The sequence below is a fragment of the Sneathiella sp. P13V-1 genome (genome assembly GCF_015143595.1).
Taxonomy (GTDB): domain Bacteria; phylum Pseudomonadota; class Alphaproteobacteria; order Sneathiellales; family Sneathiellaceae; genus Sneathiella.
This window is the reverse complement of the sequence record NZ_WYEU01000002.1, coordinates 20,615-46,361: the sequence shown is the minus strand read 5'-3', so window position 1 is coordinate 46,361 and position 25,747 is coordinate 20,615. Positions and strand designations below refer to the sequence as shown.

General features: G+C 46.0%; 26 protein-coding genes. 16 read left to right on the top strand and 10 right to left on the bottom strand.

The genetic code is table 11. The features are described 5' to 3' along the window. Window positions 1-216: 216 nt before the first annotated feature. The 6 genes from GUA87_RS07175 to GUA87_RS07150 form a co-directional block, all read right to left on the bottom strand. Entirely contained in the window at window positions 217-1,542 is a 1,326-nt protein-coding gene (locus GUA87_RS07175; protein WP_193715892.1) for a TolC family outer membrane protein, read from the bottom strand. A 127-nt stretch (window positions 1,543-1,669) separates the two neighbouring features. Further along, complete coding sequence (locus GUA87_RS18195; protein ID WP_193715891.1) at window positions 1,670-3,886, bottom strand: CHASE2 domain-containing protein; 2,217 nt, start codon at window positions 3,884-3,886, stop codon at window positions 1,670-1,672. Between the two features lie 3 nt (window positions 3,887-3,889). Further along, window positions 3,890-5,173, bottom strand: coding sequence for an HlyD family type I secretion periplasmic adaptor subunit (locus GUA87_RS07165; RefSeq protein WP_193715890.1), 1,284 nt, complete (start codon window positions 5,171-5,173; stop codon window positions 3,890-3,892). Beyond that, a complete protein-coding gene (locus tag GUA87_RS07160; protein ID WP_193715889.1) occupies window positions 5,170-6,945 on the bottom strand; it encodes a peptidase domain-containing ABC transporter in 1,776 nt (591 codons plus the stop codon). Before GUA87_RS07160 ends, GUA87_RS07165 begins: the two co-directional genes overlap by 4 nt. Before the next feature lie 153 nt (window positions 6,946-7,098). Further along, window positions 7,099-7,764, bottom strand: coding sequence for a ChrR family anti-sigma-E factor (locus GUA87_RS07155; protein ID WP_193715888.1), 666 nt, complete (start codon window positions 7,762-7,764; stop codon window positions 7,099-7,101). Further along, window positions 7,761-8,363: a sigma-70 family RNA polymerase sigma factor gene (locus GUA87_RS07150; protein WP_193715887.1), complete on the bottom strand. Its 603-nt coding sequence runs from the start codon at window positions 8,361-8,363 to the stop codon at window positions 7,761-7,763. Before GUA87_RS07150 ends, GUA87_RS07155 begins: the two co-directional genes overlap by 4 nt. Before the next feature lie 132 nt (window positions 8,364-8,495). Here GUA87_RS07150 and GUA87_RS07145 point away from each other — a divergent pair, with 132 nt between their 5' ends. The 3 genes from GUA87_RS07145 to GUA87_RS07135 are packed head-to-tail and all read left to right on the top strand — an operon-like array spanning window position 8,496 to window position 11,850. Further along, window positions 8,496-9,824 carry an NAD(P)/FAD-dependent oxidoreductase gene (locus tag GUA87_RS07145; protein ID WP_193715886.1) on the top strand — a complete coding sequence of 443 codons (1,329 nt, stop codon included), beginning with the start codon at window positions 8,496-8,498 and terminating at the stop codon, window positions 9,822-9,824. Then, window positions 9,824-10,606, top strand: coding sequence for a DUF1365 domain-containing protein (locus GUA87_RS07140; protein ID WP_193715885.1), 783 nt, complete (start codon window positions 9,824-9,826; stop codon window positions 10,604-10,606). The genes GUA87_RS07145 and GUA87_RS07140 overlap by 1 nt, the downstream gene beginning before the upstream one ends. After that, window positions 10,603-11,850 carry an SAM-dependent methyltransferase gene (locus GUA87_RS07135; RefSeq protein ID WP_193715884.1) on the top strand — a complete coding sequence of 416 codons (1,248 nt, stop codon included), beginning with the start codon at window positions 10,603-10,605 and terminating at the stop codon, window positions 11,848-11,850. The genes GUA87_RS07140 and GUA87_RS07135 overlap by 4 nt, the downstream gene beginning before the upstream one ends. Window positions 11,851-11,857: 7 nt before the next feature. Here the strand turns inward: GUA87_RS07135 and GUA87_RS07130 are convergent, their stop codons facing one another. Both GUA87_RS07130 and GUA87_RS07125 read right to left on the bottom strand, forming a co-directional pair. Continuing rightward, window positions 11,858-12,301 carry a nuclear transport factor 2 family protein gene (locus tag GUA87_RS07130; protein ID WP_193715883.1) on the bottom strand — a complete coding sequence of 148 codons (444 nt, stop codon included), beginning with the start codon at window positions 12,299-12,301 and terminating at the stop codon, window positions 11,858-11,860. Further along, a complete protein-coding gene (locus GUA87_RS07125; RefSeq protein ID WP_193715882.1) occupies window positions 12,298-13,047 on the bottom strand; it encodes an SDR family NAD(P)-dependent oxidoreductase in 750 nt (249 codons plus the stop codon). The genes GUA87_RS07130 and GUA87_RS07125 overlap by 4 nt, the downstream gene beginning before the upstream one ends. A gap of 210 nt (window positions 13,048-13,257) precedes the next feature. Here GUA87_RS07125 and GUA87_RS07120 point away from each other — a divergent pair, with 210 nt between their 5' ends. After that, entirely contained in the window at window positions 13,258-13,794 is a 537-nt protein-coding gene (locus GUA87_RS07120) for a fasciclin domain-containing protein (protein ID WP_415774791.1), read from the top strand. 75 nt (window positions 13,795-13,869) lie between these two features. Here the strand turns inward: GUA87_RS07120 and GUA87_RS07115 are convergent, their stop codons facing one another. After that, complete coding sequence (locus GUA87_RS07115; protein WP_193715880.1) at window positions 13,870-14,616, bottom strand: pentapeptide repeat-containing protein; 747 nt, start codon at window positions 14,614-14,616, stop codon at window positions 13,870-13,872. Between the two features lie 102 nt (window positions 14,617-14,718). Then, window positions 14,719-15,222: a PAS domain-containing protein gene (locus GUA87_RS07110; protein WP_193715879.1), complete on the bottom strand. Its 504-nt coding sequence runs from the start codon at window positions 15,220-15,222 to the stop codon at window positions 14,719-14,721. Window positions 15,223-15,471: 249 nt separating this feature from the next. Here GUA87_RS07110 and hemP point away from each other — a divergent pair, with 249 nt between their 5' ends. The 12 genes from hemP (at window position 15,472) to GUA87_RS07050 (ending at window position 25,689) form a co-directional block, all read left to right on the top strand. Continuing rightward, a complete protein-coding gene (gene hemP / locus GUA87_RS07105; RefSeq protein ID WP_193715878.1) occupies window positions 15,472-15,645 on the top strand; it encodes a hemin uptake protein HemP in 174 nt (57 codons plus the stop codon). A gap of 86 nt (window positions 15,646-15,731) precedes the next feature. Next, window positions 15,732-17,771 carry a TonB-dependent hemoglobin/transferrin/lactoferrin family receptor gene (locus GUA87_RS07100; protein ID WP_193715877.1) on the top strand — a complete coding sequence of 680 codons (2,040 nt, stop codon included), beginning with the start codon at window positions 15,732-15,734 and terminating at the stop codon, window positions 17,769-17,771. Then, window positions 17,765-18,634 (top strand): energy transducer TonB, encoded by an 870-nt coding sequence (locus tag GUA87_RS07095; protein ID WP_193715876.1) that lies wholly within the window; start codon window positions 17,765-17,767, stop codon window positions 18,632-18,634. Before GUA87_RS07100 ends, GUA87_RS07095 begins: the two co-directional genes overlap by 7 nt. Window positions 18,635-18,642: 8 nt before the next feature. Then, window positions 18,643-19,713: a hemin-degrading factor gene (locus tag GUA87_RS07090; protein WP_193715875.1), complete on the top strand. Its 1,071-nt coding sequence runs from the start codon at window positions 18,643-18,645 to the stop codon at window positions 19,711-19,713. Further along, window positions 19,703-20,248 (top strand): MotA/TolQ/ExbB proton channel family protein, encoded by a 546-nt coding sequence (locus GUA87_RS07085; RefSeq protein ID WP_193715874.1) that lies wholly within the window; start codon window positions 19,703-19,705, stop codon window positions 20,246-20,248. The genes GUA87_RS07090 and GUA87_RS07085 overlap by 11 nt, the downstream gene beginning before the upstream one ends. Next, window positions 20,245-20,673, top strand: a complete 429-nt coding sequence (locus tag GUA87_RS07080) for an ExbD/TolR family protein (protein WP_193715873.1) — start codon at window positions 20,245-20,247, stop codon at window positions 20,671-20,673. The genes GUA87_RS07085 and GUA87_RS07080 overlap by 4 nt, the downstream gene beginning before the upstream one ends. After that, window positions 20,670-21,512, top strand: a complete 843-nt coding sequence (locus GUA87_RS07075; RefSeq protein WP_193715872.1) for a heme/hemin ABC transporter substrate-binding protein — start codon at window positions 20,670-20,672, stop codon at window positions 21,510-21,512. Before GUA87_RS07080 ends, GUA87_RS07075 begins: the two co-directional genes overlap by 4 nt. A gap of 80 nt (window positions 21,513-21,592) precedes the next feature. Continuing rightward, window positions 21,593-22,546 carry a FecCD family ABC transporter permease gene (locus tag GUA87_RS07070; RefSeq protein WP_265332206.1) on the top strand — a complete coding sequence of 318 codons (954 nt, stop codon included), beginning with the start codon at window positions 21,593-21,595 and terminating at the stop codon, window positions 22,544-22,546. A gap of 3 nt (window positions 22,547-22,549) precedes the next feature. After that, window positions 22,550-23,290 (top strand): ATP-binding cassette domain-containing protein, encoded by a 741-nt coding sequence (locus GUA87_RS07065; protein WP_193715870.1) that lies wholly within the window; start codon window positions 22,550-22,552, stop codon window positions 23,288-23,290. Between the two features lie 110 nt (window positions 23,291-23,400). Next, complete coding sequence (locus tag GUA87_RS07060; protein WP_193715869.1) at window positions 23,401-24,186, top strand: 2OG-Fe(II) oxygenase; 786 nt, start codon at window positions 23,401-23,403, stop codon at window positions 24,184-24,186. Between the two features lie 107 nt (window positions 24,187-24,293). Continuing rightward, complete coding sequence (locus GUA87_RS07055) at window positions 24,294-25,007, top strand: transporter substrate-binding domain-containing protein (RefSeq protein WP_193715868.1); 714 nt, start codon at window positions 24,294-24,296, stop codon at window positions 25,005-25,007. A 130-nt stretch (window positions 25,008-25,137) separates the two neighbouring features. Next, window positions 25,138-25,689 carry a PAS domain-containing protein gene (locus tag GUA87_RS07050; RefSeq protein WP_321575885.1) on the top strand — a complete coding sequence of 184 codons (552 nt, stop codon included), beginning with the start codon at window positions 25,138-25,140 and terminating at the stop codon, window positions 25,687-25,689. The last annotated feature ends 58 nt before the right edge of the window (window positions 25,690-25,747 follow it).

The window sequence follows — 25,747 nt, the reverse complement described above, 5'->3', positions numbered from 1 at the left end:
TAAAATAGGCGGGAAAAACCAAGCCCTGTATACTGCCTCCCCACCCCAAAAAGGGGGATTAATTGTCGAGCCTGTTAACCATATAGAAGCCATAATAGTGGAATTCGGAATAGAGAAACAAACCAATTTCGGTAACCACCAAATCCACAAGCACCTTCTAAACAAAACCCTGATTTAACGAAAAAATCGAATCAATATTTTCTAATATACAAGGGATTAAGACGAGACTCCCAAGTTCTCAGCTGTCAATTCACCAATTGAGAGAAGAACTCTATAAACAGCAGTTCTTGCTTCATAAGCGGCTGACACTTGAGCAATCCGCGCAGCATAAAACTCGTTTTCCGCATCAAGTACGTTCAATGCTGTTTCTTTACCACCCTCACGTAATTTCTGACGCGCTATGAAAACTTCAGCCGCAATATTGACGGCATTTTCCAAAAGTTGCTCGCGTTCTTGCGCTGTTTTCAGGGCACGCCATGCGACACGGACCTCTTCCTCAACCTTTTGAGTGGTGTATCGGACTGAGGAAAGAGCAGCATTGTGTCGCGCGGATGCCTGCTCTACTTGGGCATCTGTAAGAAAACCCGAGAACACTTCCCAACGAAGCTCCAGACCGGCGAAAAAGGCATCCTCTCTCCCTTCGGTACCATCAATATCCTGCTCCCAGTCATACCTCGCCACTGCATCCAGTGTTGGAGCATAATCAGCTTTAAACACACGCCTTTGAGCGTCTGCAATCTTCACTTGTTCTTTACTGTTCAAAAGCTGCAGGTTTTTTTCTTTAGCCCGCGTTAATGCGTCATCCAAGCTAGCTGGTAGTTTATCAACCGGCGGTACAGCCTCAAATACACCGCCGTCATCAGCTGGTTTGCCAAAAACCTGCAAGTATCTCGCATGAGATTCTTTTAGGCTCCCCTCTACAGCAACACGCCTTTCCACAGCACGCTGCAATCGAGACTTGGCTTGCAGCACATCAACTTCAATCCCAGCGCCGCGCTCCACACGCTCGTCTTCAAGTTGCAATTGGCGTTTAAGTGTCTTTTCATTCTCTTCTGAGAGAAGCTTCAAAAAACCAAACCGCTCAACATTCAAATAGGCAACTATTCCCTCAAACATGAGTTGTTGCTGTCTGAATAAAAGGTCGATGTCCGCTAGAGCCTTGGTTGTTTCTGCGGCTTCGATATTTGCGGTGGTCTTGTTGCCTTCAAAAAGGTTCTGACGGATTTCCACGCCGGCACTGTAGCGATCGGTATCATAAGTATCCGTCTGAGTATCATTATCAGTGTATTCCCACCCTAGATCACCATTTACCGTTACCTTCGGCAAGAAACCCGACAAGGCGGCATCCACACCGCTTTCTGCAGCGGTGACATTGTCGCGACCAATATCAAGTTGAGGATGGGTGGATAATAAAAACGCCAGTTCTTCTTCCAATGGCCCAGCAACTACTGCAGTAGCTCCCAAGGCAAGCATTGAAACGCTACAAGTCAAGCGTGTGATGTATCCAGAAATAGCCCGACTATTTAGAAACGCTGTTTTCATGTTGCCCCCAGAAGGCCCGTTATATTGTTATTATGAACAAAATTTCTTACTAGACCGCGACACTTAATTACTTCTCAATACCAGCATTTCTGTCGCTTCACAACTTTTACTACTACTAAGAAAATTATTATTTTGTTGTTGGCGCATATACACCGCACCAGTTTTCATCAGGTGCCTCGCGCTGAAAATTCGCTATACGCTCCTGATAAAGCTCGTAAAAATGACCTAGAGCTGGAGCTATAGAAAGGCAGTCAGAGGCAAGATTGCCTGCTGTTGCCCAATTGCGTTCACGATAAGCTGCCAGCATTTCACGATTTTTGATCACAAGACCCGCAGGTTCTCCATCAACCATATTGTCTGAAATACACCCATATATTTTGACGGCCTCTGATTTTCCCTTCACTGCAATCAAGTCCAGCTCAAGAACAGAGTTTTCTGGTTGTGCTTTTGCGGTATCTGGTCCGATGATAATTTCAAATCCGTAAAACTTGCACTGTCCTTCAAGACGGGAGGCCAGATTTACAGCATCACCAAGAACGGAATAATCAAATCTCTGCTCTGACCCCATGTTACCGACAACACAGGATCCAGTATTAAGTCCCACCCCCACTTTGATGGGAATATGCTGACGCCCTTCAGTTTTTGCTTTTTGCTCAAGGTCAGTATTAACGATCCCGAGTTTTGCAATCATTTCTCTAGCCGCTTCCACAGAATGTCGAGCATGTTCTGGGTCGTCAAGTGGAGCATTCCAGAACGCCATAATGCAATCCCCCATGTACTTGTCGATCGTTCCGCGATGTTTAAGAATAATATCTGTCATTGGGGTCAGAAAATCATTGATAAGCTGCGTCAAGCCTTCCGGGTCATTGTTGAACTGCTCTGAAATGGTTGTAAAACCACGCACATCGCAAAATAGGAAAGTCATCTCCTTTACTTCTCCGCCCAACTTCAACTGATCAGGTGCCTCGGTTAATTGATCCACCATGGCAGGAGATAGGTAATGTGAGAAAGCACTTCGTATCTTACCACGCTGCTGTTCTGTTGAGCGAAAACTAAAATAAACCAACAGGAAGAACATTATCGTTGTTGATATGAGGAAATAGGTCACGTCCAGAAAAACTGACTTTTCCACATACAGATAGCCTGATGTAGCACACCATCCCGCGACAAGAGCCGTCAAACCAAGAAAAGTTGTCCGAGCGCCGAGTAAAGGCATTACAATGATTAGGGTTCCTCCAACGAACAACAGCCCAAACCATTCAAACGCCCTCATCAAATCTCCGCGAAAGAGATGCTCTCCTGTCAAGATAGTCTGCAGCATCTGCGCATGGACTTCCACACCTGGAATGATTGGATCTACAGGACTGGAACGTAAATCCTTCAAGCCTGTCGCGGAAGTGCCTACAAGCACAAGTTTCCCTGCCAGCCTTTCGGGGTTAACGGTTCCGTCCAGCACATCTACTGCTGAAATATAGTTGCTTGGATTGAATTGCGAAAAACGCACCCACATGCGCCCAAAGCCATCAGTAGGTATCAAGGTGCGGGCGACGACAACTCCCTCAATACCGTTTTCATTAGCCTTAACAAGTAGATTTTGCCCTGTCGCCACCCTAAGCATTTCCAATCCAAGTATTGGGATGAGCTTACTATCAACTCTATTAAACAGAGGAACCCGTCGAATAATCCCGTCATAATCACTATCGAGCGTGAAGTTGGCAAATCCTTTGGCCGCATTTTCCAGTATCGGCAAGTTCCCAACAAAATGAATAGCAGGCCGGACAAACCTATTGGGGTTTTGGCCGATATAATTGATACTTGAAAGCCTCTTTAATGTTCGGCTTTCAGTAACCCCATCCTCGTTACTGACAAACCCACCAAGAACCACTCGGCTTCGCTTCATAGCTTCGGCCATGAGGAGGTCATTTCCAGGCATTTTCAATAACTTTTTGCGTGTTTCATCGTCAACATCCCGCAAAGTCTTCGCAAGAAGAGGGGGGGAAAGACGGTCTTCTTCGGAAAACACTATATCGAAACCAATCACGACAACACCAAGGCGTGTCAGCTTTTCAATCAACTCCGCCAAGACGTCACGGGACCATGGCCACTGACCAATACGAGCCAGACTTTTCTCATCGATGTCCAAAACCACAACAGGATTAATTGGCGCTTCAACTCTTGGAACAATCCTCTGATAGAGATCAAATCCACGATTTCTAACCCCCTCCATAAGTGGGGTGTTCAAATACTGGATATATAAAAGGGCTAGCAAAATCGCCCACACGAGTTTTTGACCAAAAGACCCTGCAATCAACCGATAAGTTTTAACAATTGCGCGTTTGAGCATGTGTCAGCGTTCCCTAAAACTTTCATGCTTCATCTTCAATACTGGTTGCAACAAATACTGCATGACGGTTTTCTTCCCCGTATGAACATCGACCATTGCCTGCATCCCTGGAGAAATTAAAAGGCCTTTCAAGTTTTCATCTGCGTCATCAGTTTCTACCACCACCTTATAGAATGGTTGCCCGTCCTGATCAGTTGTGGAGTCTGCCGCAATGTTGGAAATTTTGCCTTTAATCCCTCCATAAATGAAAAAATCATACGCTGTCAGCTTCACTACTGCCGATTGACCAACTTCTACAAACCCTCGATCAGCAGGATTAAGGCGGGCCTCTACAACCAATCGATCGCTTGTTGGCACTACATCCATGATAATGTCACCTGCCCTTATAATCCCACCAATCGTATTGTAACGAAGGTTTTTGATAACTCCGTCAATTGGACTTCTAACTGTGGTACGCGTAACCTGATCCCCTGCGGTAATCAGCAACTCTTTCAAACGAGCAATTTCCTGTTCTACCAACGCCTGTTCTTCTTGTGCTTGCAGCCGATAATTTAGTTTCTCCTCTTCTATTTTCTCCTTCGCTTCTGAAGCAAGAGAGTGCGTTTTGGGAACAGACGCCTTGAGAACTCTCATTTCACCCTGCAGGCGCGTAAGCTCCGTTTCCAGTTCCAGATGTTCTATCTTGGGAGTTAACTTGGAGGCCAGCAGCTCTGTAGACATGGCAAATTTACGGCGCAACACTTCCAGATCAGAGCTCACCGTTGAAATCTTGATGCTTAATTGCTCAACATCCTGCTGCTTTTGTTGAGCCTTATCTTTTAGTATTCTTAATTTTGAATTCAGTTGAGCCTGACGCGCGGCATGGACTTTTTTCTCAGCATTCAAAACCGGAAGAACAGCTTCATTGCTGACGACCGGGTAAATTGGCTTTTTACCTTCAGCTTCAGCAACCAGTCGCGCTCTTTTGATTTGAGCCCCAGACAGCTGAATTAACAGCGCATCTTCATTAATCGCATTAACCGCCAGATCCAATTGCATTAACGGATCGCCTTTTCTGACGATACTGCCATCTCTCACATGGACCTCTTTAACAATTCCGCCTTCCAGATGCTGAATAACTTTAACCTGATCCTGCGGAACCACCTCACCTGACAGAACGGATACCTCATCCAGTTTTGCAACCTGCGTCCATATCAAAAATCCCACTACGATCAGAATAACCGTCCAGCCAATTAAACGCCGGGCGGGCAAGGGATAGTGTTTTTCAAGGTCACTGTATTTTTTCATGAGGATATACTCCCCTCACCCTGCTTCGCAGCTGTACCTTCTGTGTTTTGATTATTCCTTTGCAGGCTCTCTTTTTGTTGCCGCGCCTTTTTTTCTATCTCTGCGATGACACTTTCACGAGGTCCCGACAAGACAAACCGCCTGTCATCCAACAAATGCAGATAATCAGTCGCCCCCAGCAAAACAGGACTGTGGGAGACAACCACGATGGTGTGATTTTGAGAAAGTCGTGAGAGAAGCTCTCTTAAAGATTGCTCTGAAGGTCGGTCTAGGTTGGAAGAGGGTTCATCGAGAATGAGCACAGGGGGATCGTTTATCAGTGCCCGCGCGATTGATATGCGTTGTCGTACGCCACCAGACAACGCGCTTCCGGCCTCACCAACGTCTGTTGCATAACCATCGGGTAAGTCCAATATAATATTATGAACACCGGCAAGTTTGGCCACACGGATAACTTCTTCATCTGGAATATCATCCCTCTTGCGCGCGATATTTTCCCGAATTGTACCGCCGATCAAAACGGTTTCCTGCGGCACATATCCAATCCAGTTTGAAAGCTGGCTGCGTGTAAATTGCTGAAGATCAGCATCACCCAGCATCACCCGCCCTTTATGAGGTGAATACAGTCCTTTCAGCAATTTAATCAGCGTACTTTTACCACCACCATTAGGCCCCATGATCGTATGTATGGCGTTTGGGACAAAAGTCGCATTTACATTATCCAGAACTGGTTCACCTTCTTCACGGTAGCGAAAGGTAAGGTCTTCGATCTTGATGGCGCCTTCTGGTTTCTCAAGTTTGATGGAAATATCCTGCCGCTCTTCCGGTAACGACATTAATTCGACAAGCCGTTCTTTAGATTGGCGGTAAGCGGAAAATGATCTCCAGCCTCCAACCAACTGACTAAAAGGGCCAATCACCCGGCTTGACAACATATTGGCAGCGATTAACGCTCCGATACTAAGTTCCTGATTTATAATTGCAATGGCACCAAAACTAGTAATCACAACCGTGGTCGCAAGTGTCATGATGGTGCCCGCGTTCATAAATCCATCCTGACGCGCCCCGCGCTTCATGGCATTTTCAATAGTATTGGATTGAACATCTTCCCAATATGGAGCCATTCCATGATCCAGCGACAGCGCCTTTACGGTCCCTCTGCTCCCGACCATATCCGCGACAAGGCCATCTCGCTTTCTTTGGCTTTCCTTTTCGATATCGGTTGAGCGTCGCATGACAATGCTAGACACCAACGCCAGCAGAACAAACAAAGGAACAATTGACAGGAAAATCCAGGCGATGGGTTTTGCAATCAAGAAGATCAATATGATGAACAGGACAGCAAATGGTAAGTCCACGATAAGCAGAAACGGCGGTCCTGCGATCGTATTTCTAATTGTATCAACATCACGGAAAATACCATGCCAATAGGCGCTTGCCCTGTTTTCCAGAACCCGCAAAGGCAAAGCCCAGAATTTCTTCATTACCTGATCAGCAAGATCAATCTCTACACGCATGGCCGCACGCTGCAAGATACGGCTACGGAGTTGACGCAGTATGAAGTCAAAAACAAGGGCTAGACAAACACCTATTACCAACCCCTGAAGAGTGGTTAGATTTCCAAAGGCAACTACCCTGTTATAAGTTTGCAGAACAAATAAAGGGATAACCAGTGCAAAAAGATTCACAAATAAAGAGTAGGTTACCAGTTCGAACAAGTAAGGCCGCGCCTTACCTATCACCGATTTAAACCATTTCCTTTGTCCCGACATAAGTCCCCCAGGTAGCAACGGACAGAAAACGCACACAACTACTATAGGTTACCACTCACGCGCTTTTGCAAGAGTAGCAACCTTTGGGTACAGGACAAAGGTTAATTTATTTGTGGGATGCGGTTTAAATATCGCAGAAAAGGGGAAAAACTATCAAATACCGATCATGGGTTGAAGCATTCGGCTAATCAAACCTTTAAATCGTAATGGCGCGTCCGTCGCGATCAAACAAATACAATCCTTTTCTGTATCCGCCACTGGTCGATGCTCGACATCCTCATCCAGATCCGCGATGTCTCCTTTACGGAAACGTCCCATTTCGTCAATATAGGATCCACTCAGGATGAGTGTGAGCTCCTGCCCGCCATGTCCATGTTCAGGCAACGGTGTACCCGGGGCAATTTTTAACAGCCTGAGAGCACCTTTATTCCCATCTCTGGATTTAGTGCTCAGAGGAAAATGACTCACGCCAGGAACCAATCGACGCCACGGGACATCATCCAGATTAACGGGCAAATAATCAGACAAAGGCGCGGGCACCCCTTTATCGCGTTCTAATACGCGGGTTCCTGATGCATCAGACTTATCAGCATGTTTAAAGCCGGGCATATCTGGAATATGTCTTTCAGAGGACGATAACTCTGCCGGATCCGAGTTGAGAACATACATAGCCGCCAAATCGTCCATCATCTCGACAGATTTCCTACAGTCTGGACATATTGCCAAATGTGTTGCGACAACGACAGACAGGGTCTCAGGCAGAGTGTTATTCACATAAGCCAACAGCGTATCATCGTTGATATGATGTTGAATGCTCATTTCAGGCGCTCCAATTCATTCCGGATTTTACCAAAAGCCAAACGTATCCGGGACTTAACGGTTCCAAGAGGAACCCCAAGAATTTCAGCAATCTCTGAATGAGGTTTTTCTTCAAAGAAAGCCAACATGATAATTTCTTTCTGACCTTCTGGAAGTATGGACACCGCTTTGCGAAGTAAATCACCTTGCTGCTGACGGTTTACCATCTGTTCGGCATCTTCGACGGGCGCAGGAATGAAGCTAGGATCGTTCGGATCGGGTTCAGGCCGCGACATTTTCCGCAGTCGATCGATCTTCACATTTCTAGCGACAGTATAAATCCAGGTCACAGCAGAAGATTTATTTCGATCAAAAGTCTCAGCTCGTCGCCAGACCTTTAACATCGTCTCCTGCAAAATGACTTCTATTTCACCGTCATCCCTTGTTTGCGTCCTCAAAAACGATTTGAGCCTCGGCGCAATAGCATCAAACAGCTTCCTAAAGGACGCTTGATCAGATGACTCCGCCACTTGGCCCAGAAGTTGATCTAACTCTTGAGCCGTTAAGGGTTGGTCATCAATGGTCTCAGGTTCGTCCATTAGGTTATTCAGCCGTTGCATTCCGAACTCTTCTCATTTGGTCAGTATAGGTCTTTACGGGGAAAAGAACACATCGGATCACATCAAAAATAATAATGAACCAAATAGTGCTTGTCCGCGTAGAAGATTTTCAGAAACAAATTGGATCGTTAGATGAAATCAATCGCAGTAATCGGAACAGGAATCTCAGGGCTATCTGCCGCCTGGCTTTTATCAAAAAGCCATAGAGTGACGGTATATGAAAAACAGGATCGGCTCGGTGGGCATAGTAACACTGTTGAGGTCGATGGCCATGCAATCGATACTGGGTTCATTGTGTTTAACAACAAAAACTACCCCAATCTCGTAGGCCTCTTTGACGAATTAAAGATCAGATCTTTGAAAACTGAAATGTCGTTCAGTGTCTCCATGAATAACGGAAGCTGGGAATATGGAGGCTCTGGGCTGGCTGCTTTATTTGCCCAGAAACGAAATCTGCTGCGTCCAAGTTTCATCAAAATGCTACTGGACATCAAAAAGTTCTATGAAGAAGCTCCGAACCTTCAGTTCGATTTTTTAGGTCGAAACCTCACCCTTGGGGAATATCTAAAGCAGGGCGGATATTCAGATGCTTTTATTAGAAAGCACCTTCTTCCAATGGGAGCCGCGATCTGGTCAACTCCGGCAAATGATATGCTGGATTATCCTGCTGAAACTTTCGTCCGCTTTTGTGATAATCATGGTTTGCTACAAATCGCAGACCGACCTGAGTGGCGAACCGTGTCCGGTGGTAGCAGAACTTATGTCAATAAAATCGCAGAACAGATTAGCGGCGACATACGGCTCAACAGTGTTGTCACAAATATAAGCACCACCCGCGAAGGCGTTTTTGTTGAGTGCCGAAACGGTCATATCGACCGTTTTGATGATGTTGTTATTGCAACCCATGCTGATCAGGCTCTGTCATTCCTAAAAGAACCAGCGCCTGAATACACCAAGTTGTTAGGAGCGTTTCCCTATGAAAAAAATCTCGCTGTCCTACATACTGACGAAACTCTTCTGCCTAAGCGCAAGAAAACCTGGTCTAGCTGGAACTATCTTTCCCAGGAAGGGAAAACAGGTGAAGAGCAGAAACTCTGCGTTTCATATTGGATGAACAAACTTCAGCACATCCAGTCAGAGAAAAACTATATTGTAACGTTAAACCCTATCTCGCCACCAAAAGAAGGTACCATTCTTCGGAGTTTTCCCTACGAGCACCCGATTTTTGACAGCCAGTCCATCGCCGCACAGAAAATGTTGTGGAACCTGCAAGGCAAAAACAATTTGTGGTTTTGTGGTAGTTACTTCGGCTATGGTTTTCATGAAGATGGAATTCAATCGGGTTTAGCCGTAGCCGAAGCGATTGGCGGCGCGCAAAGGCCTTGGAATTTCAGTTTAAGAAAATCACGCATTTCCCTGCCTGAGTATGGGAAAAACAATCAGAAGGAAAGGGTTGATTAGTGCCTCTCTCCAGTCTGTATAAGGGCGTTGTAGTTCACAGAAGACTAACCCCTACCGCCCACCTATTGCGGTATCGGTCCACTTATTGTCTGTTTGATGTGGATGAACTCCAAAAGTTGGAAAAGGAAATTTTTATATTTTCCTTAAACCGGTGGAACATGATTTCTTTTCTTGCAAAAGATCTAGGGTTCTCCACTGACGATTTGAAACCTCAAATTATCGATATGGCAAGATCAATCGGCGCACGGGTGTCGGGCGACAAAATAAAGTTGCTTCATATGCCCCGAATAATGGGGTTTGGCTTCAATCCTCTCACTACCTACCTCTTTTATAATAAAGAGGGTGAATGCGACGGCATCATATATGAAGTAAACAATACCTTTGGGGAAAAGCACAGGTACGCGGTTTCATTAGAAGACGCAAACACCCAACCGGCACTCAAGCATAGCAAAAACAAGAATTTTTACGTCTCCCCGTTTTTTCCAGAAACGGGCCGATACGACTTTTCTGTTGTCCTGCCGGATGAAAAGGTTGCCATCTCCATCAAACTTGAAAGTGAAGGCAAACATGCTTTGAACGCCTCGTTTGTTGGCGTGAGGCTCCCCTTTTCTTCTCCTAATCTTGTAAAACACTATCTTACAAACCCTGTGTCTGGCCTCAAAATCATCAGTGCGATCCATTGGGAAGCCTTGAAACTCTGGCTCAAGGGACTCCCAATCATAAAACGACAGAACAAAGAGACAAATCCGCAAAAAGTTTCGCTAGAAGGTCCTACCAAATGACAGTTTCGGAAGAAAACGTTAGATCAACTTCAATGGGAATGATTGATGGAATTGAGAACCCATTTCATTTTCACCCGTGGATGAACGCCCTTCTACACACTTTTAAGAAAATTAGAGAGGGGCAGTTGGTTGTTATTCTGCCTGATGGGATCCGCTACCAGTTTGGAAATGATCCAGAAACTGAATTAATAGCAGAAATACGCTTTTTCAGCTATGAAGCCCCCAAGCAGATCCTGAAAGCAGGCGATATTGGTTTCGGAGAAAGTTACATTTCCGGAGAATGGGAAAGTCCGGATTTGCTTTCCCTAATGAGGCTATTGTTGGCGAACGAGCAGGCATTTAACTCAGGTCTTGCCGCGAGTAGTTTCACCAAACTCAATGCATTATATAGACGTCTGTTTAAGCGGAACAATTTGCGGAACAGTAAAAAGAACATCGAATATCATTATGATTTGGGAAATGATTTTTACAGCCTTTGGCTCGATCCGACGATGACTTATTCGTCTGCGATTTTTGAAGATCCTGAGGATGATCTTGAGAAGGCCCAACTCCGCAAATACACGAGAATTGGCGAAATAGCAGGCATTAAGGCCGGAGATAAAGTACTTGAGATTGGCTGTGGGTGGGGTGGTTTTGCAGAAGTCGCCGCAGACATCTTCAAGGCAGAGACCACAGGCCTGACCCTCTCGAAGGAACAACTTGTTTTTGCCAAAAACCGGCTTGAAGGTATCCCGTCAACCGGTCAGGCTAACTTCCTGTTGCAGGATTTTCGGGAACATAAGGGAAGGTATGACGCCATTGTTTCCATTGAAATGTTTGAAGCTATCGGAGTGGAAAACTGGCCTCGCTATTTTAAAACTTTACACAAAAACCTGCTAAGTGGTGGTAAAGCAGCTGTTCAGGTGATCACTATCTCCGAAGACAGATTTGATCGCTACAAAGGAAAGCAGGATTTTATTCAAAAGCACATTTTTCCTGGCGGTTTCCTTCCGACCAAATCGGCTTTTATTGAAGCGGCTGAGAAGGAAAATCTTTGCGCCAAAGCGTGCGAGGAGTTTGGCACCGACTACGCACTAACCCTCAACAAGTGGCACGCACGTTTTCTTGAGAGATGGCCTGAAATTAACGGCCTTGGCTATGACGAAACCTTTAAACGAAAATGGGAAATGTATCTCAAATATTGTGAAGCAGGGTTTTTACACAAAACGATTGATGTCGTCATTTTCGAGGTGTCGAAACCTTGAAAACACATTACCCATGAAGTTTCTTTTTGATGTAATTGATCACATGCTTCACAAGCGGAAGCTTCCCGTAAAAATGTGCACCGCTATCCCAATAATCAACATGGGACTTTATGAAGCCTTCATCATCGAAACAAAGCTCTGACAGGCCAACAAAATCAATCTTTCCAATTCGCCCCCCATCACCAGTAAACCGCCATTTCAATATGGCGCTTTCCGGTTTTTCAGACCAACTGATGGACAAAATATCAAACTTCGGGTTTCCCACTTGAAGGAACATCCGATCGAACATGATCATGGTGGGGCGTGCACCTGATAATTTGTTGAACGGATCTTCGAAATAAAAATCTTCGGTCACCAATTCTTCCAATTGGTAAATGTTGTTGCGGTTCAGCTTTTCAAAGAACGTAGCGTATTTTCTGCATCCCATCATAACTTTGTCTGAAACACTCATTTGACTGTTCTTTCATTCAGAAATTTTAACGTAAAACCATAGGGAAGCATTTGAAGGAGTCTCAAAAAATAGGTAAAGCGCTTAGGGAAGCTGATTTCAAATTTTGACCCTTCCATACCCTTCACGATGCGCGTAGCAGCCTCTGATGCCCCCATTAAAAACGGCATCTTAAATGTATTATTCGCGGTTAAGGGCGTTCTAACAAAACCAGGATTTACCAACTGTATTTTGATACCAGTTTTCTGCAGGGAAACTCTCAAACCTTCCGCGAAGTTGATCAGTGCAGCTTTGCTGGGGCCGTAAGCAAGCGATTTTGGCAGCCCCAAATATCCCGCCACAGAGGCAACAAATACAATATGGCCATGCCCTTTCTCCAACATGCCAGGTAATATTCTCTCAGTAACTGACACAGGTCCCAAATAATTGACCTTCATCATTGAGAGGGCGACATCCTCTGATATCTGAGTTTCACTCACGGGAACGTAACCACCGGCATTTATCAGGACCGCTTCTATCTCCAAATCCTGGTTATGGATTTCACTCACTGCATTTTGAACCGAGGAACTAGACGTCACATCCATGGATATCAATTTTAGGTTTTCGCCATACATGGCTCTCAACTCCTCCAATGGAGAAACATTACGCGAAGAAGCCACAACCAGCCTTCCTTCGGCCAAAAACTGCTTCACCAATTCAAAACCGATCCCACTACTTGCGCCAATAACCCAGACAGGTTCATGTGTCATAAATTCACCCAATTTCAAAAATCGCACTAGTTTCTACGTTTTCCGATGACGGTTGGATCAAAAAATTGAAAACAATTAAGATATTGTTTTTATTTGACTATTTTTCTCTATTTTTGTGATCCACAGTTTCACTCCTGCCGTAAACAAGGTCGAACCAACAATCAGATTAGATTTTTTCGATATCAACCGACCTGTTAATCAGAGGAGAAGATCATGAAAGCCCTGAAAAAAACATCTGGAGTATTCGTAGCAATTGCACTTGCGACTGGTCTAGCCGCCTGCGCTCAAAGCAACGCAAATGAAACTGCCATGCAGAAAGACCAGATGGCGAAAGCAGATATCGTGGATACTGCTGTGTCTGCAGGCAAATTTAATACTTTGGTCGCTGCAGTAAAAGCTGCTGATCTGGTAGAGACGCTGAAAAGCCCAGGGCCATTCACAGTCTTCGCCCCGACAGATGCTGCATTCGACAAGTTACCTGCAGGAACTGTTGAAACACTTCTAAAGCCTGAAAACAAAGACAAACTCATCCAAATCCTTACTTATCACGTGGTTTCTGGAAAAGTTATGTCTTCCGACATCGCTGGTAAAAAACTGGACGCAGGTTCAGTGGAGGGAAGCAAGCTGATGATCAACGCACAAGATGGTGGTGTTATGATCAATGATGCCTCCGTTGTCGCCGCTGACGTCGAGAGCAGCAATGGTGTCATTCACATCATCGATACAGTTCTTCTGCCTAAGTCTTAGGGAGCGGCTGAAGAAAAAGGCTTTTTGCCTTGGACTTCCGAATACCTGTCATTCTATAAGAATGGCAGGTATTTGCTATTTCTGACATCCCAAAACCCGGTGTAGCTCTTCAGGTGAAATAATTGCCCGCGCGAGATTAGCGCGCCAAACATCTGCACCTGACAACTTTGCCCCCTTCAAATTTGCACCGATCAAATTTGCGTCCGCAAGGGTTGCGTTAGTAAGATCTGCCCCGGATAGGTCGGTCCCACTTAAATCCGCCCCACTCAAATCGGCACCTACCAGTTTCGCCCCTGACAGACGAGCTCCGGCAAGACGGGCATTCGCAAGGCTTACATGGCTTAAATCTCTACCCTCCAATACAGCATCGCTTAAATCTTCACCGGCGAAATCCGCACGAGCCCCATCCGCGTTTCCTTGCAACCAATGGTGATGGCTGGTCAGTTTTCTGAGTGCACGACGATTTCTCTCCACACGGTTCACACGTATACGCTCATCCTCTTCGGATTTAGGGACAATTCGGGTATCTACAGGCAAGCGCGTTAGGCCAAGAATAACGTGAAGCACTCGCTCAGCATGGGACAAATCAAACGCCTGTAGCTCGCCCCGTAAAAGGTTTGCGCCAGGGTAAAAGCGGACTTCATAGATAAATTCAATAAGTTGAGGTTCAATAGAGGGCAGGTTGCGCGATTTAAGTTCTGCGGCTCTTAACTCTTCTAACTCTCGGGCGAGTTCATCTTCGGGTGTGTCAGGTCTGTTATGCCCAAAACCTGCGTTTGGTCCGTTCAGGTCTAGATCATCGCCTTCTGTTTTTCGGTTCATTCAGATACCTCACTCAACTTCATTACTTGTTTGCTTATAAAGCTAAAGGGTAATCTTTTACGGATTGTTAACCTGTTGGGAAATACCGCCGAAAATCTGAAATTATTCTCCCCCGTAGGAAAGCGCAGCGATAATCAGGTCAACATTTTCCCCATCTTCTGCATAGGGAAGCAGCACCCACTCTATTGATGTAAAGTCCAAATCGTACTTTAACTTTCCTTTTCCAAAGAAATACTTAGGCTCGCCGTCTTCAGCAACTTCTTTGCGCTGCGTATACCCTTCCGCCTCAAGATAATTATCAAAGGATTCGTCGAAATACAGTCCTGTCAGTTCTCTGTTAAAGGCATTTGTAATTACTGTGCCCACAAGTCTAAATTTGAGCCTGAACGGGTTGCGCTCAACATTCATCATTACGATATATGGTAATGTCTTTGGAATATCGATCGGATCAAAATCCGCTCTCTTCGGCAGCCTGTTTTTTGGGTGTTTTTCCAACCAGTATTCAAGCAATTCTCTCAATTGCCATTGCGTTATCGTGGAAAGCAATTCCTTACCCTTCACATAACTCTTATGTAGTTCATCTATCTCAGCGTCTTTATTTGACAATGAGCTCCCCTTAAAACGTCAACATTCATTCCAAAAGACACAGTGCATTGGAAATTTCTATATATTCTAGATTAAGAATAGGTTACGCGAATTGACAGAATTCCTACAAGTACGAATGTGTCGGGAAGCAAACTCATGCAAAACCAATTAATTCTTTTCTCACATTATATACAAAATCATTGACACAAAATACCGCTATTGATAATCATTCCTAACAAATTTGGAATCACTGTCAGTTTGAGTATTGGTATGGCAAATAAGATTGATGCACCGTCATCATCAGAATGGTTCATCCCGGTGAAAAACCGCACTATCGAAAGTGCCGCGTTATTCAAGACGGGTAAGGAACTGTGCATTCTGCATAATGATGCAGAATATAAATTGCGCCTGACCGGTAACGGAAAACTGATTTTAACAAAGTAACTTTCGGTTAGTAGCTAGCCACTCAGCCACGTGCCACGGCACCAGCAAGGCAGCAAGCGATCGCCACTTCATTTGTAGGAATGATTATGCGACATGCGTCTTGCGTGGCCCTTTCGGCTGCACTACTCACAACGACCTGTTTACACCCTGTTTTTGCGCAGGAAAAAGCTGGCAACTCTCAAAAGCTAGATACGGTCACAGTTTATGCGACTAAATCCGCGAACTCTTCTTTTGACGTGCCTGCTATTGTCAATGTTATCGACACCGAAGCCCCAGGAAACGCACTTTCCAGCAGCACTAAAGATCTCCTGAACCACGTTCCTGGTGTTGAGGTGGATAATGGCCCTCGGCGAAATGGACAAACTGTTTCAATTCGTGGCTTTGACGCAGAGGCCATTATCACTCTCAAAGATGGGCGCCGTCAAAATTTTGAAGCGGCCCATGACGGACGGTTCTTCATTGACCCTTCCCTTCTAAAGCGCGTTGAAGTGGTCAAGGGTGCGGCGTCCTCAATCTATGGGGGAGGCGCGGTCGGTGGCGTTGTGGCGTTTGAAACTAAAGACGCTGCCGACCTGCTTAACCCAGGGCAAACTGCTGGCGCTTCCCTCACTGTAGGCGGGCGATCCGGAAACGAAGAGTTTTCCACGATCATGAGTGGGTATGGCCGAACAGAATATGTCGATTTAATTGGGAGTATTTCTTTTAGAAAATCCGGTGACATTCAGACTGGCGGCGGCGGAGAATTGGATACCGACGACAGTGTTCTCTCTGGTTTATTTAAAGCAGGTGTAACGGTCGCCGACTGGCATACTTTGAAATTTGAATTTCAAGGTTCCAATAATGATGGGCAAGAGCCAAACAATGGCGCAGGCGCTATCGGATCTTCTAACCCCATCGTTGATAAAACCGTTCGTGATCTACAATACAGTCTGAAATACGCCTTCGAGGATCCCGGAAATAACTGGTTAAACACCAAGCTTCACGCCTACTTCAACGACACAGAAGTTGAAGAAACCGATATTACAGGAACGAATGCGGGTCGCGTTCAAAGCCGTGCCATTGAAACACTTGGCTTCACTGCGGAAAATCAGTCTAAATGGCTGGTTTCAAACACCCATGCCCACACATTTACCTATGGCCTTGAGATTTACCAAGACGACCAAGAAGGTAAGAGCACAGCGACCGGTGACGGCAGCCGACCCGGTGTTCCAGATGCAGAAACACTGAACTACGGTTTCTTCCTACAGGATGAAATCACAGTCAATACAGGCGTTGGACGTTTCCTGATTATCCCCGGTGTTCGTTACGACCGCTTCCAAAGTGAAGATAACGATGGGAATGAACAGGATGAGAGCTCAGTCTCTCCGAAAATTGCCCTCAGCTATAATCCAACTGACAATTTCGTAATTTTCGGTAGTGTCGCGCAAGCCTTCCGCGCCCCAAACATGACAGAAGTATATGCCGCTGGCCTTCACTTCCCCGGCGCTCCGCCATTTGTGCCGGACAATAACTTTGTCCCAAATCCTGATCTGGAACCTGAAAAAGTACTCACCTATGAATTAGGTGCGGGTGTTGATCTGGATAAGCTTTTCACTGCGGATGATGCTCTTAATGTCAAAGGTTCGATCTTCCTGAGTAAGGGTAAAGACTTCATCACACAGGAGGTCAATGTTGGTGCCGGAACCACTCAGTTCCTCAATATCGACAATGCTGAACTTTATGGGTTTGAGCTGTCCTCCAAATACAGAATTGGGGCCTTTGAAGCCAATGCAGGCCTGTCCTACGTCCACGCAGAAGATGAGGATACCGGCGAGTATATTTCCAACAATGTTCCGCTGACACTGACGACTGACCTTAATTACACAGTTGCAAGTTACGACAGTGTCATTGGTTTCCGCAGCCGCTTTGCCAAGGCAAATGACAGGGTAAATCCTGGAGATGATCCAACTGGCGGATATGGTGTTCACGATATTTATTACCGCTGGGCCCCTGCTGATGGAAACTTTGAAAATCTCACCGTCGACTTTGGCATCAGCAATATTTTCGACAAAGAATATAGCAAGCGCTATGCCGTCCTGGACGAGGAAGGTCGCAGTTTCAATCTGAGGGCTTCCTATAAATGGTAACTGCTGTTCTTGAAAATAGGAACGTTTTGGCTAGATGGGGCGGATTTCTCGCCCTGTCTTTTGCTGTCAATTATTTTGCACTGGCGTCACTTGCGATCAGCACACCCAACCTCAATGTCCCTCCTATTGAAAAGATCCGGATTTCTCTATCTTCTATTGCCGCTCCAAGACCAGTGGCTCCACCGACACCTGCCAAGGCTGAGGCAGTAAAAGCCGCACCGCAACAAGTCTTTATGCCTGCACCTCCTGCGCCTAAAAACCTCAAAACTGCGAAAATCGCACAAGAGAAGATTGCTCTACCCATAGAACCAGTTGAAAAAGAAGTTATTGAAGACGCCGTCAAACAGCTTGCGAAATCGGAACCCAAGCTACAACCGACCCCTTCCCCAAGAACGCGCCCGGCGCATCTTATACAACAAGCGGAAGTTCCGCCTGTTAAACCGACCGTGAAGAAAGCTTCTATTCAGCACGAGATTGAAAAAAAAGAGGTTCCCATATTGGAACCTAAAGCACCTGTAGTCCGGGCGAAAGCATCAGTCCAACCAAGCCCCAAAACAGTTGCACACAACACGGGAAATAACGTTTCCACAGTTATTCATACCGCAAATTATCGTCACAGAACCCCACCTGTCTATCCTCGCCGTGCTTATCAGTTAGGTCAGCAAGGTACGGTGATGCTGCACGCTTTGGTCGACAACCAAGGTCGCCCTGGAGATTTGAAAGTCGAAAAATCATCTGGCTACACAATGCTCGACAAGGCGGCTCTCATCGCTGTTGCAAGTTGGGAATTTGAACCTCGTGAAGAAGATGGCCGCAAGGTCAAAAGTTGGGTCCGTGTCCCCGTAAAATTTGTCATTCGATAGGAAGTAAAATGGAACCGAAAACACAAAAACTGCTGCAATCATATCAGAAATTTCAAGAGGAAAATCCCGGCAAGCGCATTCGCGATGCGGCCTTGAATTTGGGTGTCAGCGAAGCGGAACTGGTTGCCTGTCAGCTCGGGGAAAATATTGTCCGACTGGAAAACAAACCTGAAGAGATCCTGTCAGAGATTGAACCTTTTGGTGAAGTCATGGCGCTCACAAGAAACCAGTCTTGTGTCCATGAACGCAAAGGGGTGTATGAAGGCCCGCAGTTTCACACAATGGGCCCAATGCGTACGGGCTTGTTTGTAAATCCAGACATTGATTTGCGCCTTTTTATGTCTCATTGGAGTTTTATATTCGCAGTTACCGAAGACACTAAAGTCGGTACACGTCGCAGTATTCAGTTTTTTGACAAATCTGGTACAGCGCTCCACAAAATCTATCTGACCAATCATTCTAACGAAGACCATTTTGATGTGCTCTTAAACAAATATCGCGCAGTTGATCAGAACCCGATTTTAGAACTCGAAGAATATCCAGAAAAAGCACCTGATCCCGCTGATGAGGAAGTGGATTGGGATAAATTCCTAAAAGCGTGGGAGGGCATGAAGGATACACATGACTTCTTTCCAATGCTTCGCAAGTTTAAAGTTGGCAGAGAACAAGCCTTCAAACATGTTCCTGATCACTTCGCTATTCAGGTCTCCAACGATGTTGCGCGCAGTGCCATTGAACTTGCACAGGAAATGAAGCTGGAAATCATGGTTTTTGTTGGCAACCGCGGTTGCATTCAGATCCACACAGGTACTGTCAACAAGCTGGTTGATCACGGAAGCTGGTTCAATATTCTTGATCCTAAGTTCAACTTACACCTCAACGAAGCAGAAATTGCCAGAACCTGGATCACAAGAAAGCCAACAGAAGATGGCATCGTCACAGCAGTAGAAGTATTTGATAAAGATGGGGAAATTATCACAACCCTATTTGGCAAACGTAAACCAGGTGAACCAGAACTTGACGGTTGGCGCGCGATTACATCGCAATTGACCGATGAGGCGGCCCAGAATGCTGCCTGAGATAATGGATCGATTTGGGGTGATGGGGGGGCCGCTTCTGGGCTGCTCCCTTTTCGCGGTTATGGTGTTACTCGAACGTCTTGTCTTTATTCTCATCATTGATGGACGCGGGAAAAAATTTCTTGGCCAATCCGGGCAACTGCTGGACGATTTAAAGAACTCCTCCAGGCGTCTTCGTGATGAGCAAGTCAGCTTACATATTGAAAAAGCGAGAAAGCCATTTGATCGCGGCATTAATCTTCTAAAACTAATCGCAACAGTAAGCCCAATCATCGGTCTTTTAGGCACCATTCTTGGTATCATTAGCGCCTTTCGAAAGATTGCATCTACGACGGATCCGGTGACACCAAATCTCATTGCCGACGGCCTCTGGGAAGCTTTGCTCACAACAGCTGCAGGTCTGGTCGTTGCCCTGCCATGTGTCGTTCTGGCGGGCCTTTTGACCTTTTGGAGGAACGCAGTTCTTGACGCTGTTACTGCTGAACTCAATCAGCGCTCCCTAAATCTGGAATTGCAGCAGGAGCAGGCTCTGTGATCCAACATAGCAGCCAACATACAGATACGGATGACAGTCAGGCACTCATGCTGGACCTCACCACCTTGCTCGACATCATGTTCATTCTATTGGTGTTTTTTATCCTTACCGCTGGTGCTTCCTATCGAATGATGGATTTGACACTTCCCTCAGCTGTAACCGAGGAAACTGAACCTGCCAAAGCCTCAAAGCACATATTCCTGGAAATCAAGCAGGTAGGCTACGCACTGGATGGCAAAGATATCAGCAGTTTAGGAGAGTTGAAATCTCAACTGCCTACACATTTGCAAGAAAATGCCGGAAAAGAACTGGTAATTGCAGGTGATCGTGGCACGTCTCTGGAGCGATTGCTTTCCCTCCTTACCTTTCTGGAAAGTAAAGGCATTCAGGCCGCAAATATTTTAATGCAAAGAGAAAAATCATGATCAAAAAGTTATGCCTTGCCCTACTTCTCACTTTATCTGCGGCCTCATCTCTATCTGCATCAGAATCTCTTCGGATCGTCTCAGTTGGCGGGGCTGTTACAGAGACACTCTTTGCGATTGGCGGGGGCACTCATATTGTTGGCGCGGATACAACAAGTTATTACCCTATGGCCGCGAACAAGTTACCCAAGGTTGGGTATCAACGAACACTGGCGGCCGAAGGTGTGCTTTCTTTGTCTCCAACACATATCATCGGAACGGAAGAAGCTGGGCCACCAGCCACTATTGAACAGCTTCGCAATACGGGTGTTTCGATCCAGTTGGTCAAAGCCCCCAAAAACATCAGTGACATTGTTGCAAACACTTTGGAAATCGGGAAATTTGCTAATCGTGATAAAGCGGCACAAGAATTGGCGAACAACATTCTGCAGAAGCATAAAGCCCTAGCGGCACGTGTTTCAAAAAATCCTATTACAAAAAAAGTTGTCTTTGTGATGACACACGGCGCTAAAACACCAATGACAGCGGGCGGTGACACCTCGGCAAACGCCATTTTGACATTAGTGGGTGCTGGCAACCCTGCCGCAAAATTCATCGGTTACAAGCCGCTCACCGCGGAAGCGATGGTCCAAATGCAACCCGACGTCATCCTGACCACTGAGCGAAGTATCGCCCAGCTTGGTGGAATGGCGCAGTTCCTCTCCTTACCCGGCATCTCGCTTACGCCTGCAGGGAAAAATGCACAGATAATCGCAATGGACGGATTACGCCTATTGGGTTTTGGGCCCCGCACCATTGATGCAGCTACCGATCTTTACAACCAGCTAAGTATCAAATGATTAGAAGCGTCAGCAAAGGCAGGGTCACAATTGGCGTCGCCTCCCCACTTCAATTGTGGTCGGGAATATTTTTAGTTCTATTGGCAGCAATATTTTTGTTTTCGTTGTCAGCAGGAGCAATTCCGGTCTCCGTTGTCTCGCTTATCGGCAACGAACTAAGCGACGTTCAAAAGATGGTCCTGTCGGAAATTCGGTTGCCACGAATTCTATTAGCTTGTCTGGTTGGTACTGCCCTTGGTATTTCCGGGGCGGCGATGCAGGGTGTTTTTCGGAACCCATTGGCTGATCCCAGCCTCATTGGCATCTCTGGCGGAGCTTCCCTGTCGGTCGCGTTGATGATTGTCATCGTTGGTCCATTGCCCGGCCTCCTTGGGATGTATGGGTTAGGGCTTGCTGCCTTCTCAGGTGGCCTTGCCACCAGCCTTCTCATTCTTCATCTAGCCAGAATAGGCGGGGCATTTTCGGTGATGCATATGCTGCTTGCTGGCATCGCTTTTAACGCCCTTACCATGTCGGGAACGGGCTTCCTGATGTTCTTAAGCGATGATCAGGAAATGCGAGCCCTTACCTTTTGGACGATGGGAAGCCTGGGCGGTGCACTATGGCCTTCTGTTATCTTTCTGGCTACATTGCTGATCCCTACCCTCTTTCTTCTTCTAAGGTCAGCTTCTGATTTAAACGTATTTATGCTGGGTGAGGAAAATGCCAGCTATGTCGGGGTGGATACGAAACGCCTCAAACGCAATGTGATTGTCATGTCTGCCCTATCAGTTGGGGCCGCCGTAGCGGTTAGCGGGCTTATCGGATTTATCGGCCTGGTTGTCCCTCATCTGGTAAGGTTGACCATAAGTTCAGACCATAAATACTTGTTTCCCTTATCAGCCCTTATGGGAGCTGGATTGTTGCTCCTTGCGGACACAATCGCCCGGATTATTGTTCTTCCCTCTGAAATGCCTGTCGGCATTTTGACCAGTTTAATAGGTGGTCCGTTTTTTCTTTGGCTGCTTATGAAACAACTGCGCATAAAGTTCTAAATCATGTTGAAAGCGACTGATATCTCTTTGTCTTTGAGTGGCAAACAAATACTCAAGAATATTTCTCTGCAAGCTCAGCAGAGAGAAATCACGGCAATTCTAGGTCCTAACGGTGCTGGGAAATCCACTCTTATGAAATGTCTTGCGGGTTTTCAAAAACCTGACACTGGCAAAATTGAAATAGCCGACAAAGTTATTGGCGACCTTTCAGGAGGAGAACTGGCAAAACAAAGGGCCGTCCTCACTCAGCACGTATCCATCGGCTTTCCAATTAAGGGGGTAGATGTTGTGGCGTTGGGGCGCGCCGCCTATCGCAATGAGGATATCTCTGAACAAAATGAGATTATTCGTGAAGTCATGGCCCTTACCGGAACGACTGAATTTGCAGAGAGGCAGCTAGACACATTGTCAGGGGGAGAAGCGCAACGCCTTCATTTATCGCGTGTGTTGGCCCAATTGTGGGGACAGAGAAATGCTGTCCTGTTCTTGGACGAACCAACGTCAGCACTCGACCTGAAATATCAGTTTCAACTTTTCGATCTCTGTTCTTCCCTTTGCGAAAATCTAAATTTTGCGATCGTGGCAATTTTACATGATCTCAATCTAGCTCGTAAAATGACGAACAAAACAATCCTGCTCAAAGAGGGTGGTCTTTATCGCGCAGGCGATAGCCGCGAGATAATAAACAGCAACTCTGTCTGCGATCTCTACGAGATAACCGAAGAACAGTTTAACAGCCTCTAAGCTTTCCCTCCAACACAAGCTGTTTGCTTCATCACTATTTTCTTGAGCCTTTTCCCCCTCCCATTATAAGTTGAGGGCAAACAATATGAAGATGTTCAGGAAGTAGAGCTATGGGCCGTAACATTGGGAATTGGGTGGACCTCGAAAAATATCCGCTCACATCTACCACGTTTAAAGAGGAATGCCGTAAAGAGCTAGAAGCAAACGGTAGCCTTTTGTTGCCCGGCTTCTTGTTTCCAGCAGCATTGAAGCAGATGATCGTTGAAGCAGAAGAGCAAAGTAACAAGGTCTATTACACAGCGGACACACACAACGTCTATTTGACTGCCACCGATCCGTCACTGCCAAACAATCACCCTTTCAACCGACAACTAAACTCCAACAAAGGCTGTATTACAACAGATCAGATTCCAGAGACGTCTGGCCTTCACGCCATATATGACGACCCCTCATTTAAAGAATTTGTAGCCTATGTTGTAGAGGAAGAAGGCATTTACCCGTACGCCGATCCCCTATCCGGCATCAATGTTCATTTTGCAGATGAGGGTCGCGAGTTAAACTGGCATTTCGATAACTCGTCCTTCGCCATCACACTCCTCCTGCAAGCACCAAAAGGTGGTGGGGAATTTCAATATGTGCGCGACCTTCGTGATGCTGATGCAGGGGAAATGAATTTTGAAGGTGTGCGAGCGGTCCTCGAGGGGGAAACGGAAGTGGACACTTTGTCTGCAGAGCCTGGCACCTTGGCGCTGTTCAGGGGGCGTAATTCTATTCACCGCGTCACTCCAACCGAAGGCGACAGAACTCGTTTGCTTGTGGTACTTGCTTATAATAATGCTCCGGGGGTGGCTTTATCAGAAACAGGGCGCATGACATTTTACGGGCGCCTTGGCTAACGGGACACAGACGAACTTAATTCGCCTAGAAAGAGAAACTTTATTTCTAGGTTGGAATACAATACTGTGATTATGGTTGGTGACCTTTCTGTAGCTTATCGGTTTTTATGATGAAATCTTTTCTGCTTCTTTGCGTTGCATGGATTACCTTTGCAGTTTTCCCCAAAAATGCTCAAGCTATTGAGATTGTCACAAGTCATTATCCCCCCTTAACCAATCAACATACCGATGATGGCATCATCAATCGCCTTATTTTAAAAGCTGCAAAAGAGGTGGGCCTAGACGTGACTTTCACGTATCAACCCTTTAATCGGCTCACCAAGGTATGGAACGAAAAAGATAAATTGCTGCTTCACCCCTCTTCTGCATTTTCAGACAAGCGTGTGACAGGTTTTCTATTTAGAAGCGTTTTTAGAAGTGGCATCAGTATTATGTATAAAAGTTCAACTTCCATTCCGCCCTCACTTCAACTCACCGGAATTAACGTTGGTTCAGTAGCATTCAATGCACTGGAAGTAGGGATTGGAGAACGTTTAGGGGTTACGATGTCCTCGTATCCAACTATGGATTCTGGCATTAAGATGCTGAAAGCAGATCGAATTGACGCTGTTTTTTGTGCCTCAATTGTCTGCGAGTATTTCAAAAATGAAAATCAGGATGTGACATTCTCCAGTCGGCATATTGAGACAATTTCCATCGACCTTTTTTTGGTAAAGGGGTCAGAAGAGCATTCTGTTGAATGCTACGAGAAACTGGCTGCCGCAATACGCCGACAAGAAATTGGTATTGAAACCTTATTACCCGCGACGGAGGCTCACTAGTTCCATCAGAAGTTTTTTTTAAAGTCGTCGCTGGCTTAAAAATCTCAAGTCGCGTTCTTTGTTAAGTAAGATGACACCTTCATAACATATGTATTAATAACAGTTCCAACGAATAGAGGCAGTTTCCAGTTTGATTTCCGATAAGGCAAAACCCGTATTGAATTGGGAGTATGGCCGCTGCCCATTAGACTCGCCCTCCACTGATTTTGGGCCCTTTCAAGATCTTGTTGCCATGTGGCAAAGTAAACGCAAGGGCAACAGCCTTCCCTCTCGGTCAGATTTTGATTTTCTAGATTTCAAAGGGTGGTGGGGGAAAATAGCGATCGTCAAGTTCGAAAATAACCCCTTCAATGTCAAATTCACCTTATGGGGAACAGACCTTACCGAATGGTGGGGAACGGACTACACCAACAAATATCTCGGTGAAAACGCCCTTTCCCCCGAAGCCTGGCAATCGATTGAAGGTCGATATTTTCAAGAAATGGTCTCCTCTCCATTTATCGGGTTGGTTAAAGGGCAGCTTGATCAACACGAACGCCCTCATCGCCGTGTTATAGGTGTCGACCTTCCTCTTGCAGATCGAAACCAAGTTACACAGTGTTTTCTCGCGCATCTGGAAATTGACGAAGAAACCGATCTTAAAAGCCTGTTCCCCAACAATCCGGTCGTCAGTTATTTCTGACAATAAATTTTGCATATGCCCCGGTTTAAAGGACGCATAGCAATTCAAATGATGGTGC

Coding starts and splice junctions, on each gene's coding strand:
- GUA87_RS07175 (WP_193715892.1), bottom strand. CDS start 1,542: ATGAAAACAGCGTTTCTAAATAGTCGGGCTATTTCTGGATACATCACA.
- GUA87_RS18195 (WP_193715891.1), bottom strand. CDS start 3,886: ATGCTCAAACGCGCAATTGTTAAAACTTATCGGTTGATTGCAGGGTCT.
- GUA87_RS07165 (WP_193715890.1), bottom strand. CDS start 5,173: ATGAAAAAATACAGTGACCTTGAAAAACACTATCCCTTGCCCGCCCGG.
- GUA87_RS07160 (WP_193715889.1), bottom strand. CDS start 6,945: ATGTCGGGACAAAGGAAATGGTTTAAATCGGTGATAGGTAAGGCGCGG.
- GUA87_RS07155 (WP_193715888.1), bottom strand. CDS start 7,764: ATGAGCATTCAACATCATATCAACGATGATACGCTGTTGGCTTATGTG.
- GUA87_RS07150 (WP_193715887.1), bottom strand. CDS start 8,363: ATGCAACGGCTGAATAACCTAATGGACGAACCTGAGACCATTGATGAC.
- GUA87_RS07145 (WP_193715886.1), top strand. CDS start 8,496: ATGAAATCAATCGCAGTAATCGGAACAGGAATCTCAGGGCTATCTGCC.
- GUA87_RS07135 (WP_193715884.1), top strand. CDS start 10,603: ATGACAGTTTCGGAAGAAAACGTTAGATCAACTTCAATGGGAATGATT.
- GUA87_RS07130 (WP_193715883.1), bottom strand. CDS start 12,301: ATGAGTGTTTCAGACAAAGTTATGATGGGATGCAGAAAATACGCTACG.
- GUA87_RS07125 (WP_193715882.1), bottom strand. CDS start 13,047: ATGACACATGAACCTGTCTGGGTTATTGGCGCAAGTAGTGGGATCGGT.
- GUA87_RS07115 (WP_193715880.1), bottom strand. CDS start 14,616: ATGAACCGAAAAACAGAAGGCGATGATCTAGACCTGAACGGACCAAAC.
- hemP (WP_193715878.1), top strand. CDS start 15,472: ATGGCAAATAAGATTGATGCACCGTCATCATCAGAATGGTTCATCCCG.
- GUA87_RS07100 (WP_193715877.1), top strand. CDS start 15,732: ATGCGACATGCGTCTTGCGTGGCCCTTTCGGCTGCACTACTCACAACG.
- GUA87_RS07095 (WP_193715876.1), top strand. CDS start 17,765: ATGGTAACTGCTGTTCTTGAAAATAGGAACGTTTTGGCTAGATGGGGC.
- GUA87_RS07090 (WP_193715875.1), top strand. CDS start 18,643: ATGGAACCGAAAACACAAAAACTGCTGCAATCATATCAGAAATTTCAA.
- GUA87_RS07085 (WP_193715874.1), top strand. CDS start 19,703: ATGCTGCCTGAGATAATGGATCGATTTGGGGTGATGGGGGGGCCGCTT.
- GUA87_RS07075 (WP_193715872.1), top strand. CDS start 20,670: ATGATCAAAAAGTTATGCCTTGCCCTACTTCTCACTTTATCTGCGGCC.
- GUA87_RS07065 (WP_193715870.1), top strand. CDS start 22,550: ATGTTGAAAGCGACTGATATCTCTTTGTCTTTGAGTGGCAAACAAATA.
- GUA87_RS07060 (WP_193715869.1), top strand. CDS start 23,401: ATGGGCCGTAACATTGGGAATTGGGTGGACCTCGAAAAATATCCGCTC.
- GUA87_RS07055 (WP_193715868.1), top strand. CDS start 24,294: ATGATGAAATCTTTTCTGCTTCTTTGCGTTGCATGGATTACCTTTGCA.